At 38.1% G+C, this 14,103-nt stretch carries 12 protein-coding genes; 4 read left to right on the plus strand and 8 right to left on the minus strand.

Annotated features, from left to right (window positions below):
- Nucleotides 1–8 precede the first annotated feature (8 nt).
- From CBM24_RS21745 to aroE, 7 genes are all read right to left on the minus strand, one after another.
- A complete protein-coding gene (locus CBM24_RS21745) occupies nucleotides 9–647 on the minus strand; it encodes a 4'-phosphopantetheinyl transferase family protein (RefSeq protein ID WP_088162713.1) in 639 nt (212 codons plus the stop codon).
- An 82-nt stretch (nucleotides 648–729) separates the two neighbouring features.
- The gene (locus tag CBM24_RS21750) at nucleotides 730–1,224 is read right to left on the minus strand and encodes a D-glycero-alpha-D-manno-heptose-1,7-bisphosphate 7-phosphatase (protein ID WP_088162714.1); all 495 of its coding nucleotides are present in this window, start codon (nucleotides 1,222–1,224) and stop codon (nucleotides 730–732) included.
- Entirely contained in the window at nucleotides 1,202–1,714 is a 513-nt protein-coding gene (gene rfaE2, locus CBM24_RS21755) for a D-glycero-beta-D-manno-heptose 1-phosphate adenylyltransferase (protein WP_088162715.1), read from the minus strand. Before rfaE2 ends, CBM24_RS21750 begins: the two co-directional genes overlap by 23 nt.
- Nucleotides 1,711–2,283, minus strand: a complete 573-nt coding sequence (locus tag CBM24_RS21760; protein WP_088162716.1) for a D-sedoheptulose 7-phosphate isomerase — start codon at nucleotides 2,281–2,283, stop codon at nucleotides 1,711–1,713. Before CBM24_RS21760 ends, rfaE2 begins: the two co-directional genes overlap by 4 nt.
- A 64-nt stretch (nucleotides 2,284–2,347) precedes the next feature.
- A complete protein-coding gene (locus CBM24_RS21765; protein ID WP_088162717.1) occupies nucleotides 2,348–2,854 on the minus strand; it encodes a UpxY family transcription antiterminator in 507 nt (168 codons plus the stop codon).
- Between the two features lie 1,219 nt (nucleotides 2,855–4,073).
- Nucleotides 4,074–4,436, minus strand: a complete 363-nt coding sequence (locus CBM24_RS21770; protein ID WP_088162718.1) for a phage portal protein — start codon at nucleotides 4,434–4,436, stop codon at nucleotides 4,074–4,076.
- On the minus strand, nucleotides 4,436–5,296 hold the full coding sequence (aroE, locus tag CBM24_RS21775) for a shikimate dehydrogenase (protein ID WP_088162719.1): 861 nt from the start codon (nucleotides 5,294–5,296) through the stop codon (nucleotides 4,436–4,438). The genes CBM24_RS21770 and aroE overlap by 1 nt, the downstream gene beginning before the upstream one ends.
- Nucleotides 5,297–5,422: 126 nt before the next feature.
- Between aroE and CBM24_RS21780 the strand changes: the two genes are divergently transcribed.
- The gene (locus CBM24_RS21780; protein WP_088162720.1) at nucleotides 5,423–6,319 is read left to right on the plus strand and encodes a helix-turn-helix domain-containing protein; all 897 of its coding nucleotides are present in this window, start codon (nucleotides 5,423–5,425) and stop codon (nucleotides 6,317–6,319) included.
- A 216-nt stretch (nucleotides 6,320–6,535) separates the two neighbouring features.
- Here the strand turns inward: CBM24_RS21780 and CBM24_RS21785 are convergent, their stop codons facing one another.
- Nucleotides 6,536–8,560 (minus strand): glycoside hydrolase domain-containing protein, encoded by a 2,025-nt coding sequence (locus tag CBM24_RS21785; protein WP_198385977.1) that lies wholly within the window; start codon nucleotides 8,558–8,560, stop codon nucleotides 6,536–6,538.
- 718 nt (nucleotides 8,561–9,278) lie between these two features.
- Between CBM24_RS21785 and CBM24_RS21790 the strand changes: the two genes are divergently transcribed.
- From CBM24_RS21790 to CBM24_RS21800, 3 genes are read left to right on the plus strand one after another with little or no spacing between them, the layout of a single operon-like run.
- Entirely contained in the window at nucleotides 9,279–9,797 is a 519-nt protein-coding gene (locus CBM24_RS21790) for an RNA polymerase sigma factor (protein ID WP_088162722.1), read from the plus strand.
- 49 nt (nucleotides 9,798–9,846) lie between these two features.
- On the plus strand, nucleotides 9,847–10,863 hold the full coding sequence (locus CBM24_RS21795) for a FecR family protein (protein ID WP_088162723.1): 1,017 nt from the start codon (nucleotides 9,847–9,849) through the stop codon (nucleotides 10,861–10,863).
- Nucleotides 10,864–10,888: 25 nt separating this feature from the next.
- Nucleotides 10,889–14,098, plus strand: coding sequence for a SusC/RagA family TonB-linked outer membrane protein (locus CBM24_RS21800; RefSeq protein WP_157698570.1), 3,210 nt, complete (start codon nucleotides 10,889–10,891; stop codon nucleotides 14,096–14,098).
- The last annotated feature ends 5 nt before the right edge of the window (nucleotides 14,099–14,103 follow it).

Below are 14,103 nucleotides of genomic sequence, written 5' to 3' on the forward strand. Positions count from 1 at the left end.
TATTAAATTTAAAACTTTACTTCGTGCAGACAGATTTGATTTTCTTCCAATTGATCAATTGCGATGTGGCAACAATAAGATGGATCCAAAGTAATCTCATGGATTTTCCAATTTCTATTTAAATAGGAAATAATATGCTGAAAAATAGAACTTCCGAATACATATTTAGGTCCGAGGAAACCTTGACCATGTGCTTTTAATATTGCTTCTAAGGTTGTCCAGGATTTATAAAATAAACCCAGGGATCTGTCCAAAGAGATCTTCGTCCAGTCATTTTTATTGAAAAAATCAATAAAACACGAAATATCCATATCTTCAATTATTTCCACATCAATTCCAACTCGTGCATTATTGCTTGCAACACATACCACAATTCCTTTAGAATGTGAAATATTAAAATCAAAATCGAGATTAATAAATGGCCTTTTAAATTGATCGATTTTCACATCATTCAGTGAGTAGTCAATATTAAAGCTCTTAAACGATTCGAGAACCAGAAGCTTTCCTATAATAGATAAATCCCGATCATGCTTATTATTATACTTTTCTGCTCTGTGTTGCATACTTTGAGGAAGGAGATTGTAATGATCTTTTTCCCATTCGATACTCACTGAGGGGTCTAATCTGGAATAGAAAACATTTACCATTGCAAAAAACTACATAACAATTTGCGTGGAGGTTAACTCAACTAAATGGCGTTCATAATGCTAATTTAGTTAATCACACAAATTATTCATGAATTAGAGAACTTATGTTATTTAGATCTATTGGTTTATTTGTTTCGATTAAGAAAGATTTGCCCACCCCAGCATTCTCGCCGGCTGTTATGTCAGTGATCTTATCACCGATTAACACACTATTTTTCAAGTCGATATTAAGTTCCTTAGCCGCCTTTAAAATCATTCCGGGCTTTGGTTTTCTCATATTACTATTCAGATATGGGCAAAAGTAGACCTCGCTGATTGTTATACTGCGTTCTTGAAATTGATCTATCATCCACGATGTTAACATAAGAAAATCTTCAATTCCAAAATATTCTCTTTCGATACCTGACTGGTTGGTAATGATTACAATTTTGTATCTACGCTTATAAAAGAATTCGCACAACTCAAAAATGCCATCAATGAATTCGAAGTCTTTTATTTTATGAACATATCCTTTATCAATATTTATTACTCCATCCCTGTCTAGAAAAAGTGCTTTACTTTTGCGATTGGCATTCATTTCTTATCTTATCTACAATTTCGCTAGTTGATGCCCCATCTACAAATTGCAATAGTTTTACTTCTCCTCCGTAAGATCTAACGATCTCTCCTCCAACAACATCATCGATTGCATAGTCTGCACCTTTAAATAAAATATCTGGTCTCAATAATCTTATCAGTGAAATAGGAGTTTCATCGTCAAATGGAACTACCGCATTAATAAATGGAAAAGCAGACAGCATTCTTGCCCGATGTTCTAGCTTGATAATAGGTCTAGTTATTCCTTTGATTTTGTTAATAGATGCATCAGAGTTTAAACCTAGAATTAGTTTATCACCCAACCTCGAACCTTCAATCAAATAAGATAGATGCCCATAATGCAAAATATCAAAGCAGCCATTTGTGAAGACGATTTTCTTACGTTGTTTTTTCCATTTGGCCACAACAGCAGACATTTCCTCAAGACTAAAAATCTTAGAATCAAGTAAGTTTTTAATTTTCTCTTTCATACTAAGACACTATCAATATATTCACAAAAAATATGCCCCAGCAAAATATGCATCTCTTGAATTCTAGCAGTATCATTGCTAGGGATTACCAATGAATAGTCACTAATCTCTTTAAGTATTCCACCATTCTTTCCAGTCAAACAAATAGAAATTAGCCCCCTCTGCCTGGCGATATTTACAGCTTTAATTATATTGGGACTATTTCCACTAGTTGAAATAGCGATTAATATATCACCAAGATTACCTAGAGCTTCAACTTGCTTTGCAAAAATATTCTCAAAACCATAATCATTTCCTATAGCGCTTATAATTGAAGAGTCTGTTGTTAATGCAATTGCCGGTAAAGGACTTTTTTCTTCCTTGAACCTACCGATGAATTCTGCTGCAATATGTTGCGCGTCAGCAGCACTACCTCCGTTCCCAATTAATAATATTTTGCCATTACCAAATAGTTGGCTCTTTATCACTCCAGCAATAAGCTTTATTTCGTTTTCCATATGATCCTTAATAAATGACGCTAGTCTACTGTGCTCTTCAATTGATTTCTTAAAGTCGGTGTCGAAATACATTGCTTTTTATATTGAAAGAATTCTAAAATAGTTAAATAATCATTTTCAAAAATTGTTACAAAAATCATGATGACATGAGATATTCATTTGAAAGTTTTACTAGTACGTTCCTATTCAATAATTCTACACGCACAAGGAGGCTTTCTTTATTTTCAAATTTTATGATTTCACATTCCATTCCGATAAAGGCTCCATATTTAATTTTAACCATTTGCCCCATTTTAAACTGCTGTGAGGTTATATAAATGTTATCTTGCTTTGCACAAATTGTTTTCAAGTTGGTAAGAACATTATCTGCAACTCTACAAATCTGTTGTCCCAACTTCACAAAACAAACTGAACCTTTGATTTTTAAGCTGTTATAATAATCTTGCACATTATTTAAATAAATAAAGATATACGATGGAAATAATGGGGAATTAATAATCTTTATACGGTCACTCCACTTCTTTTGTTGTTTATATAAAGGACAAAATGAGGAGATATTAATTTCTTCTAATTGATTTTTCACCTTTAATTCATAATTGGGGCGGGTATACAGCAAATACCAGCCGGGAATAATTCTACCCATAGACAAAAAAATATAATTTACTTAAGTTTAAGAGAATACAGCTGTCGCTACAGTAAATCACATATAGGTTACGATTTACAATGATTACAAATCAAATATGTTATTAAAATTAAGTTTCAACAACCTTCCATAAAGCTAGGAAAAATATTCTAGATAAAAAATCAAAATCGACAAAATTAACATTCATTTTTTTTACTCCTTTAGGATTAAATATATAAGAGGTGAGGCTTGGAGTTACTAACTTTAATTAGTGATAAAAGGCAATTAAGACGTCCGGAAAAATAATTTAACCTAGACGGTTATCCCATTGGCTAGGACAAGAATTAATCTTAGCGTATCAATTTAATTTACCCGCAACAAAATTGGTTTTTAACTTAGTTCGTACTGTAAACCTATAATAGTACAATAGAGCAAGCAGAAGTTGGGCAGAGCGCTGCTTTTATTGCTGTATTTGCTAGAATGGAGTTAGAGTATCCTCCGGGGATACTCTTGTACCTTTAAAAATATTAGCACCATTTTTTAGTATAATTCTCTCCGGTATCTATTTTTGCTATCCCCCTATCCAGTAGTCAAGGAAATAGAAAATTTAGTTTCATTACAACATTCGATTCGAATTCTAACTGGATATCTAAATAAATTTCAAGAAGTAGCAAATACATATTTGAGGAATAAAACTTACGATATTTTCAATAACTAATCAGTTTAAAATTTCCTTTCTCGACCTTTCAAAAATGAAGCTATTTTAAGATCAAATCTTATTTAAATTATCATTTTCATAACAAAATATGTAACGATAGTGTAACAGCCCCAAATTTTGATAAGTGAAAAATATTCAATAAATTGCTTCTGCAAGCTAGAAACAACGTTTTTGCATCAGGTAATGAGGTACCGACGAAAGGACTCATAATCTTTTGGTCCCTGGTTCGAGCCCAGGTGGGAGCACAGAACAAAAAAGTCGCTTTTCTATATAGAAAAGCGACTTTTTTCGTTTCTACGCATCATTTTCCGACGATGTAAAGGTCTAGGAGAATCACACCATTTCGGCCTGTTTTGCATAGTTTTTTATTGAACTTCACGTAAAAAGATATCTAACGGGATTTTTCACCTGCTAAAGAAAAAACTATAGCAACCGTCAGCGCAAAAGTTTATGAACACCACAAGAAATCAGATGGTACCTACGACGTGGAAATAATACCTTTTCTGTAAAGTTTACACTATATTAGCACCTTAGATATTCGATCAATTCAAACCTATTTCCGAATGGATCTCGAAAAAAACATCGTTCTCGACCATCTATCTTGGACGAGTATTTTACGATTATATTCTGATTCTTCAAAAATAATTTAGCATGGGATAAGTCGAAAACTTCAAACGCAGGATGTATATCAGAATTTGTTTGATGGTACTTTTCTTCACGAATATGAAGCTGGATATCTCCGATTTCAAACCAAATAGCCCCCCTGGGATGATTACCAAGGATTTGATTCAAACGCAATATCTCAGCATAAAACCTTTGCGCTGAAGCTAGCCCGCCTAAAGGAACACTTATGAGTATATGATCTACACGTTTAAATTTGATCATTAGTGTATTTTTAAAACATTGGCCAACGCTGAATGCATAACAGAAGGCTCGACGTCCATATCCATCCAATATTTAATTGCTATTCTGCCTTGATTAACGAGCATACTAAGACCATTTAAAACGCTACATCCCTTTTCTCGAGCGGTTCTTATAAAATGAGTATCTGGGGGATTGGGTATAACATCTGCGATAATCATCTCCTTTCCGATAAGATCAAATTCAATATCGAGTTTTTGATCCACATTGGGAAACAGCCCTACACTAGTTGCATTGATCAAAATATTCGTTGATAATTTTATCTTATACCTTCCTTCCCAACAACTAAATAACGCGTTAGTTTTAGTATTACTATTTATCAGATCGGCAAGTTCTTCACCTTTAGATTTGTCCCTATTTACAATAATAATTGTATGGGCTCCCGCTAACGCCAATTCAACTGCAATTGCGCGAGCAGCTCCTCCAGCACCAAATATTGTAATACACTTGTCCTTAGGATTTTCAATAATTTCTAGCGCTTTTAAAAATCCTTTTCCATCTGTATTCTCACCTATCCAAAGGTCCCCCCTTCTAACTACAGTATTAACCGCACCTATCAATCGTGCAGAGCCTCCTAATTCATCAAGATATGGAACGACCGCTATTTTGTGTGGAATAGAACAATTGAAACCAATCCATCCCATGGCTTTTGCTCCTTTGATAGCATCTGCCAGATGCATAGGCTCAACCTCGCAATTCAGATAACGAGCGTTGATACTGTGATATCTATAAGCTGCTTCAATCATCATTACAGTTGGATTCTCAGAAGCTGGTTTGGCAAAAGAGCCCGTAATAAAAGGCAAAAAATCAATGTTATCTTGCATAAATGTGAAATAAAGTAATTGATACAAAATGATAAATCTTCTATTACAAAGATTGCATATTACCGGCGCCACGCCCAGGTATATTTAAAGGTATTTTTTGTATTTTTATCGTAAGCACTTTTTAAAATGAAGAAAATACAGTTTGATCAACTCGTTATTCATGATTATGAAGAAAAGACTTTTCATTTACCCCTTCATAGCCATACTTATTATGAACTGGTTTATATCCACAAAGGTAGTGGCATTCATTTACTGAACAATAATAGGTTTCAATATGGGGAAGGAGATCTGTTTATAATAAGTCCAGAAGACGAACATTATTTTGAGATAAACAAAAGTACTCACTTCACATTTATAAAGTTCACAGACGCATATCTGTCAGAACACTCACAGCATACAGTAGATAATTTCAATTTATATGAACCTGTCCGAATAATGAAGAATAAGTTATTAAAGGAAGTGAAATTAAAAATAGATGAACCTTCCAATGCTATACTTCGAAATATTATTGAGAATATAGTATTGTACAAATTTTCGAAGGATATCTCTCGTTCAGCGCTCATATTTTATCAGATACGATCTATCTTAGTCTTAATTAGCGAAGCTGCTGCTAAACTTCATATAAGAATTGACAATGGTCAGCCCGGTAAAGAAGAGCTCATTTCCTTCATACATCAACATATCTACCAACCGTCAATTATTCAGATTAAAAACATCGCCGCTCACTTCTCTATTGCGAATAGTTATTTCAGTGATTATTTCAAAAAAAAGTTTGGTATAAGTTATCGAAATTATGTCAACGAATACCGCATAAACTTAATTCAAACTCGATTAACTGTTCCGACCGTTTCACTATCGCAGATCGTATATGAATTTGGTTTTACCGATGAAAGCCATTTAAACAAATTTTTTAAAAACCATAAAGGTCTGACCCCAAAAGTATATAGAAATTTACACCTTGAAAATACAGTCTTGATCTCTCCAATCGCAGATTCAATACCTCAAATAAAAGTAGCCAAATAACTCTGACTCTCTGATCAATCGTACTTTGATATTAACAACTATTGAGTTTCGTAGTTTTTATCGCAAATTTTGTAACTGAATTATTTTAGTATAAAGCCATTCCATTCAGGAGCGAATTAACTGGTCATCGATTTTCCAATCTCTTTGGCCAGTACTTTTAAATCTCCAAGTAGTAAAAAACGCCAATTTAGTCTACAATCTCTGATCAGATCATGTTTAATTGTTGTCCATGTGACTTATCCAAGGATCATCCCTTCCATAATCGGTTGGTATTTCCGACGATTCAATCTGCAGCGTCCCTCCCTTTCTAAGCTCTTCATGTGTGATCCATAACCTCTTCAAATCCCTTCCATTCAACTTAATCGATTTGATATAACGCGTTTTGTCGCTTCGATTCGGCACCTCAATGGTCAGTGGATTCTCTTTATTTTCCAATCTGATTTGATCAAAAAATGGCACGCTGATATAAAAAATAGGTTCCCCGACCAAAGGTTGTTGCAATCCGATCGCAGAAAGCACCCACCAGCTCGACATAGCACCAGCATCGTCGTCCATGGTTCTTACAAAGGCTTTAGGCTCATTTTTATAGATCCGGTCGATATGTGCTCCGATTCCACGGCTGTTGTCATTAAAGTAATATTGTATGATGGTGTCCAATGCAATTCGATGTATCCACTCCTGATAGCGCCAAGGGGTTTTACTCGCATTATATAAGGTCAGCGATTGCATATCCGGTTCATTCGCCCTATTGAAATAATAACCGTCATAAAACTCATCCAGTTGCTGTGTGAAATTTTCTTCACCACCTGCTAGCTTTCTTAATCCCATAACATCAAAAGGTACATTCCAACGATATTGCCTAATTGTTCCCTGATACATATCCCGTGCCGACATACGGTCGACATCCCGTTTGGTCAGGTCTTTAAAATCTTTATTCCAAATTGCCTGATATGATTTTGCTCGCTCCAGATAGGTTTTGCTGTTCTGCGGAAAAAGCTTGGACATTGCCCACATATCATAACATGCTTCAAGGTACTTGTCCGGTTTCTTAAAATCATAGCGCAGGGTATCGTGTATTAACGAATCTTTTATTCCATCAATATCGACCCGATATCCTTTCTTGACCGCATCCAAAAGAACGACAGCGGCATGTTCTGTCCGGACCGAATTTGCTGGTTCATGAGCTCCTGCAAAGTCAAATTTCCCATAACGGTACAGGTCTGCAATCGAGGAGACAACGCCCTCATACATTTCAGTATCTATCAGCTCCAAAAGCGGTAGTTGTGTTTTATAATTGTCCCAAATTGCCCATCCATGATAACGTGTTTCTTTGGAACGATGTATTTTCCCGTCTGTTCCCCTAAAATTTCCCTGCTCATCGCTGATAACAAAAGGAGATTGTAAACTGCGGTAGAGCAAGGAATAGAATAAATCTACCTTATCCGAATCGCCCTTTACCTGCAGTACCGACAGGGCAGTTTTCCAACGATCAGCTGCACGTTTTTTTACCGTTGAAAAATCTAGCTTATCATATTCTGCAAGTGTCTTTCTTGCGTCCTGTTGATCCACAGCCGAAAATGCAATATTGACATCTGCTATAAGGCTTTCCTCCTTCAGGTCTACCCAGATTTTGTTCCCCTCCTTTCGCCATCCGCTCGCTGTAGGAATTTCCAGCGCATAATAAATGGTATATGTTCCCACATGGCAGGTCGTTTTTGCACGTACTTTACCGAATAGCAGATTACCCTCCTGTGTAAATTCATTGTCAACAAAAGCGCCATTGAAAGCATGCCCCAAATCAATAAAAAAACCTTTTCTACCCACGGGAAAAGTATATTGTTCACGACCAAAATCATTATTCACAGCCACTTCAACTTGAATACCCTCTGCGGTTTTTAAAGCATAATACCCAGGTTGGGCATGCTCGTCAATTTTATTCAGCGGCTTTATATCATTTTTTATAAATGGTCTAATAAGAATCAGTCCACCACTGCCCATACAACCTACTCCCTCAAGGCGATTGTGTGTAAAGCCTTTAATTTCCTTGGCAAGATGCTCATAGCCCGTATGCGTTCCCGGATTAGTATAAGGCACAATGCTCAATTGATGGAAAGGAGAAGAAGCCGCTGGTGAAAGCTGGCCGTGGTCGCCGGAAGATCCCAAGAAGACGTTTACACGATCGGTCTGCGCTCCAGCAATTGTAGCATAACAGAGCATCAAAGACAGCAGTAATTTTTTCATATATAGTCTATTATTTTTCATATGTATAAAGGGCGCAAACTGATTTTTCACGATACGAAAAGCTAACCTATACAGTTCTTGGCCATAGCAAACAACTATTTTTTTCAGCGCCTGATGTTTTTTATTTATTAATTCTTCGAGAATGCTCATTTCGATTTAGCAAATCATTAGATCTATTTTACTTCAGAAAACCGAACTTTCATCTTCCAAAATTAACCTACACAAGGTAAACCCAATATTAAACTACTGTTAATTCCATTAATTATTTTCCATCTACAAAGTTCAGAATGTAAACCTAAAATCGGAGGAGACAATTTTTATCACAAATTTTGTAAAGATAGTGTAACTGAGCCAAATTTTGATAAGTAAAAAATATTCGACTAACTACGTTATCAAAGCAGCATCCAAGCTCTTCCAATTAGTAATAAGGTACCGAAGAAAAGGCTCATAATCTTTTGGTCCCTGGTTCGAGCCCAGGTGGGAGCACAGAACAAAAAAGTAACCACACCTTATGATTGCTAAAGCAAAAAAATAGCCATCTATATGCCAAAAATTTAAGAACAGTACAAAAAATCTGACGAAATAAACAGGCCAAATCATATAGCAGATGCCAATCTATTCCTTCATTTTTCTAGAAATATTTATTCAAAAAAAATACAAACGAGAATCTTATTTGTAATTATTCTAAATAAAAATGTAGATTTGCGCCATTCTTACCATGAAACAACATTGGACAGCTACATTAAAAGGTTCTTCTGAAGCTTTTGAATCCTTATATGACTTAGTATATCGAGAGCTTTTCGCTTATGGCGTTATGTTGGGGTATTCGCGCGAAGCCGTAAAAGACGGTATACAACATCTTTTTTTAGAACTATGGGAAAAACGTGACCGTCTGCCCGATGTTGATAATATCAAGTCTTATTTAATGACATGGCTACGCCGTGTCCTGAATGACCATCGCGTATTGAATGAAAAATTAAATTCAGGAAATTATCAGCCCAATGATAATACACCTTCACATGAAGCTTTACTCATACAACAGGAAACCGTAAACGAAACCACTGCGCGTCTATCAAAAGCATTGGAATCCCTCACACCTAAACAAAGACAGGTGATTGACCTTAGGTTTTTTCAAAATATGTCCTATGAACAGATCGCTTCCAAAACAGGCAATAGTCAGCGCACAATCTATAACATTGTATATGAATCTGTTAAGATTTTAAAAGAAAAAAAATAAAAATAATCCGGTAAAAAAACGGAATTGCTCCCTCTACCTTCATATATACATGAAAAAAATTTATAACGACAGCGTTGATTTGCTCAGTGACGAGAGTTTTGTGTCTTATCATAATGGAACCGCAAATAAACAGGAAATTCATTTTTGGGATACATGGATCGCAGAAAATCCGGATAAATTGGATCTTGTTGCAGACGCGCGAAAGATGCTCGATACCCTAAAAATGCATATCACCGAAACGGAATATCAAGTTGAAAAAGACAAACTATTTGCGACACTCGAAAGCAAAGTGCCTACAAAAACTCGAAGACTGACAACGAGATGGCGCTGGATCGCCGCAGCATCAATCCTGCTCATAGGAGCATTTACATTCCGTCAGTTTTTCTACAAAGACTCACCTCAGCGTACTTTAGCTGTAAATACAGTTTCCGCTGAACAATGGCTCAGTGTCGTCGCCCAAAATGGCAAAATGGTTAAAGTCAATCTAACTGATGGCAGCCAGATTACGTTGATGGGTGGTAGTAAACTAAAATACCCCAAACATTTCCGTAAGGATACAATGTATGTCCTGCTAGATGGCGATGCACGCTTTAACATTGCAAAAAAGCCTGATCGCACATTTGCTGTAAAAACAGGCAATACCTTGGTAACAGTATTAGGAACACAGTTTTTGGTAGAACAAGCTGACACTAAAAATACCAGAGTCAGTTTGTTTTCTGGAAAAATTAAATTGACCAACCACTTAAACAACAAACAAGCCCTACTCAGTCCAGGACAACAGGGGTATGTCACAAATCAGGAGATCCATCTCGATAAATTTACGCCAACAGAGATCAATAATTTTGCAGAAGGTATTTTGCATTTTCAAAATGCTTCTTTTGCTGAAGTCGCGCGAAAAATGGAGCAATATTATGGTATCCACATCTCTCTCAGCAAACCAAATGCACGATGGCGGTATAGCGGGCATTTTGAGAAGCTGCCTGTTGAGACCGCACTCGCCGCGATTTGTTTTTCAAAAGAATTGTCATCAAAAAAAATAGCAACAGATACCTATGTGCTTTATTAAAAAAACAGTAAGACGAACCTGTTTATTGAATACTTTTTTTCTATTATTCGCTGGCGCTGTTTCAGCTCAAAATGCTTCCAACCAAGGGAGTTTGGAAACTGCTTTTCAATTACTGACGCAGCAACATGCTGTACATTTTTCCTACGATGCATCCATCGGACTGCAGCGACGCGTTCCACTTCCGACAGCAAAAGAGAATATCGATACGTATTTGTCGAGACTTGCTTCAACGCTTCAGTTGCGCTTTCAGCGGATTAAACATTCAAATCTGATAGCCGTCAGCAAGGCGCCAAAACCCATACAATTAAGAGGTGTAGTGAAAGATGCCAAAACAGGCTTACCTATGGCCGGTGCGACTATTATGCTACGCAAAGAAAACAAAACCTATTTCACCGATAGTTTAGGGCGATATCGCATACTGACAGCAGCCGAAAATCGCGGCGAGGGAATAGGCGTACGTTACTTAGGTTATCAGAATTACGACTTCAAGGTGGATACCGCTGTACAGCAGATCAATCTGTCACCTTTAGATCAACAGCTTGAAGAAGTATTCGTCAGCAGTACTTACGAAGCGCCTAAACTGCGCGAAGAGATGATCGGAAGTGTCTATACCGTCAGCGCAAAGGATTTACAGGCCGATCGCCCTATAGAGAGTGTCGATAAGATGTTGGAAGGATTGGTACCGGGATTATATGTCGAACCCAGCACTTCCTTGGGCACATCCGTTAAGCTCCATATCCGAGGACAGGGAACATTGACAAACCTGACAAGCAATACTGGACGATCAACCTCATCGCAGCCTTTGTACGTGGTGGATGGTGTCGTTGTCCAAGAACAGGAGATTGGCGACGCCAGTTCGCTTTTTAATGGCGAAACATTGCTGAACCCAATTGCAGGAATCAATCCGTTAGATATTGAATCCATTTCGGTACTTAAGGATGCTGCCGCAACCGCAATCTATGGTGCTAATGCAGCAAACGGTGTGATTTTAATCACCACCAAGTCTGGGCGGAGCGGCAAACCGCAGTTGACAGCGTCATACAATACCGGTGTATCCACATTTATCAATCGGATGAAATTGCTCTCCGGGCCGCAATACTATGAGCTACTACGGGAGTTCCATATCAATACGGGCAAAACCGAGAGTGAAGCAACGCGTCTGGCGGGTAGCAATACCATTGATACAGATTGGTTTGGACTGACTTCACGCAATGCACGCTATGATAATGTAAATCTATCACTTTCGGGCGGAAAAGGTAACGATACGTATTACCTCTCTATGGGCTACCGAAATCAACAAAATGCCAGTCCGGGAAATGGACTGAAGCAATACACAAGCTCCATGCGTTATTACAATCAGTTTAGTGATAAACTGCAAATGACCACGACTATATCGCCGACACTGATGCAGCGTGAGGGGCTCGACCAATTTGCAAATGCTGCTTACATGCCTCCCAATATAAATCCCTACAAGGAAGACGGAACTTACAGTACCTTCTTAGGGCTCGTGAATCCTGTCGCAGCGCTGGCTGAAAATACAGATAAAGCCTTGGCTTTTACAGGGACTGCACGGATTGAACTGCAATATGCACTGTTACCCTTTTTAAGCCTGCGCGGAGCTATCGGCGGGAATATGCTGCAATCCAAGCAGGAAACTTTTCTTTCAGGCATAGCCGGTGCTTCCACAGCTAAAGATGGGCGCCTCCGAATCAACGATCGCACGACGTACAGCTGGACCTCCATGTTACAGTTAACCTATAGCCCAAAATGGCAAAACGGGCATCGTTTTGTTGGTATTGCGGGGATAGAACTAAAAGATCAATACAGCAAATTATTAGTGGGCCAAGGTACCGGCTTTACTTACGATAGGGTCATCTCACTCGGCCTCGCAAGTTCGACACAGTCGTCTTCCTCTAAAATCTCGGATGCGACAGTATCCAACTATGTACAAATGAATTACGACTATGACAAGCGATTTTATGCTTCTCTGAGTGGCCGTGCAGATCAGTCGTCCATGTTTGGTGGCGACAAACAGGTCGCACTCAATGGAGCGCTTGGATTAGGCTGGAATATCAGCAACGAAAAATTCATGCAACCCGTTGCAGCAATTGATTTCTTACGTCTTCGAGCCAGCTTCGGAACCACAGGGAATTCGCGGATCGGATCATATGCTTCCAGAGGGCTTTATGATTTAAACAACGTGACCTATGGTGGGCAAATGAGTGCAACTCCCTCTTCTTCTGCTGCCGAAAATCCAGATCTAGGTTGGGAAACGAATATCAAATTCAACTTCGGTTTTGACTTGAATGCCTTCAATAGATTGCGTCTTGTATTAGACCTTTACCGGAATAATATCCGCAATCTCATTACAGACATCAGTGTGCCATTAGAAACAGGATATGGCAAAATGCCAGTCAATTCGGGCAATATGTACAATCAAGGGCTCGATTTAAGCATTGCCTATCAATGGCTTAAACAGTCTAAGATAACCTGGAACAGTACCCTTATCGGTGGTTGGAATAGAAATAAGGTGACCTCCTTTAATAATCCACTCATTGAACAATATGCAGCAAACTCCTCCGATAATGTAGGTATAGGTCAGCGTGTGGGATACAGTTCAACTTCGCTCTGGGGTATCAAATGGGGCGGTGTAGATCCAAGCACCGGAGTGGAACAATTCTATACCCCAGATGGAGAGCTGTTAAATCGGACTGAAATACGGGCAATGGGTCAAAACGCTTACCAATTACTAGGCAATTCGATGCCTGATTTTCAAGGAAGTATCATCAACAATCTGGGCTGGAAGGGTTTTCAGTTCACCTTCAATATACAGTATAACCTTGGTGGCAACAAGTTTGCATCGACAACCTACTTACGGGATGGCAATAATCTGGCAAACTCCAATATGTCGGTCAACCTACTGGATCGTTGGCAGAATGCGGGCGATATCACTGCAATCCCCAAACTTAATTCAAGCTCACCACTCAACAATTCCTCCCGCTATTTGTACAGCATGACTTATCTCAAGCTGAGCAACGTATCCTTAAGCTATCGCCTGGCAGATCGATTGACCAAGCGCATCGGCATAGGGCAGACAGCTTTGAGCTTCAATGTTACAAATGTACTTTACTGGTTCAAAGACAAAAGCCCCGCTGGCAGAAACGGTATCCGCGAGTATAGGTTTGTCTATCCCGAGACACGTAATTTTTCGATTGGCCTACGCACCACACTTTAATCCTT

This window comes from Sphingobacterium sp. G1-14, from assembly GCF_002196555.1.
GTDB classification, from domain to species: Bacteria; Bacteroidota; Bacteroidia; order Sphingobacteriales; family Sphingobacteriaceae; genus Sphingobacterium; species Sphingobacterium siyangense.

Excerpts from the sequence above, each read along its gene's own strand:
- CBM24_RS21745 (WP_088162713.1), bottom strand. The coding sequence starts at position 647 with ATGGTAAATGTTTTCTATTCCAGATTAGACCCCTCAGTGAGTATCGAA.
- CBM24_RS21750 (WP_088162714.1), bottom strand. The coding sequence starts at position 1,224 with ATGAATGCCAATCGCAAAAGTAAAGCACTTTTTCTAGACAGGGATGGA.
- rfaE2 (WP_088162715.1), bottom strand. The coding sequence starts at position 1,714 with ATGAAAGAGAAAATTAAAAACTTACTTGATTCTAAGATTTTTAGTCTT.
- CBM24_RS21760 (WP_088162716.1), bottom strand. The coding sequence starts at position 2,283 with ATGTATTTCGACACCGACTTTAAGAAATCAATTGAAGAGCACAGTAGA.
- CBM24_RS21765 (WP_088162717.1), bottom strand. The coding sequence starts at position 2,854 with ATGGGTAGAATTATTCCCGGCTGGTATTTGCTGTATACCCGCCCCAAT.
- CBM24_RS21770 (WP_088162718.1), bottom strand. The coding sequence starts at position 4,436 with ATGATCAAATTTAAACGTGTAGATCATATACTCATAAGTGTTCCTTTA.
- aroE (WP_088162719.1), bottom strand. The coding sequence starts at position 5,296 with ATGCAAGATAACATTGATTTTTTGCCTTTTATTACGGGCTCTTTTGCC.
- CBM24_RS21780 (WP_088162720.1), top strand. The coding sequence starts at position 5,423 with ATGAAGAAAATACAGTTTGATCAACTCGTTATTCATGATTATGAAGAA.
- CBM24_RS21785 (WP_198385977.1), bottom strand. The coding sequence starts at position 8,560 with ATGAAAAAATTACTGCTGTCTTTGATGCTCTGTTATGCTACAATTGCT.
- CBM24_RS21790 (WP_088162722.1), top strand. The coding sequence starts at position 9,279 with ATGAAACAACATTGGACAGCTACATTAAAAGGTTCTTCTGAAGCTTTT.
- CBM24_RS21795 (WP_088162723.1), top strand. The coding sequence starts at position 9,847 with ATGAAAAAAATTTATAACGACAGCGTTGATTTGCTCAGTGACGAGAGT.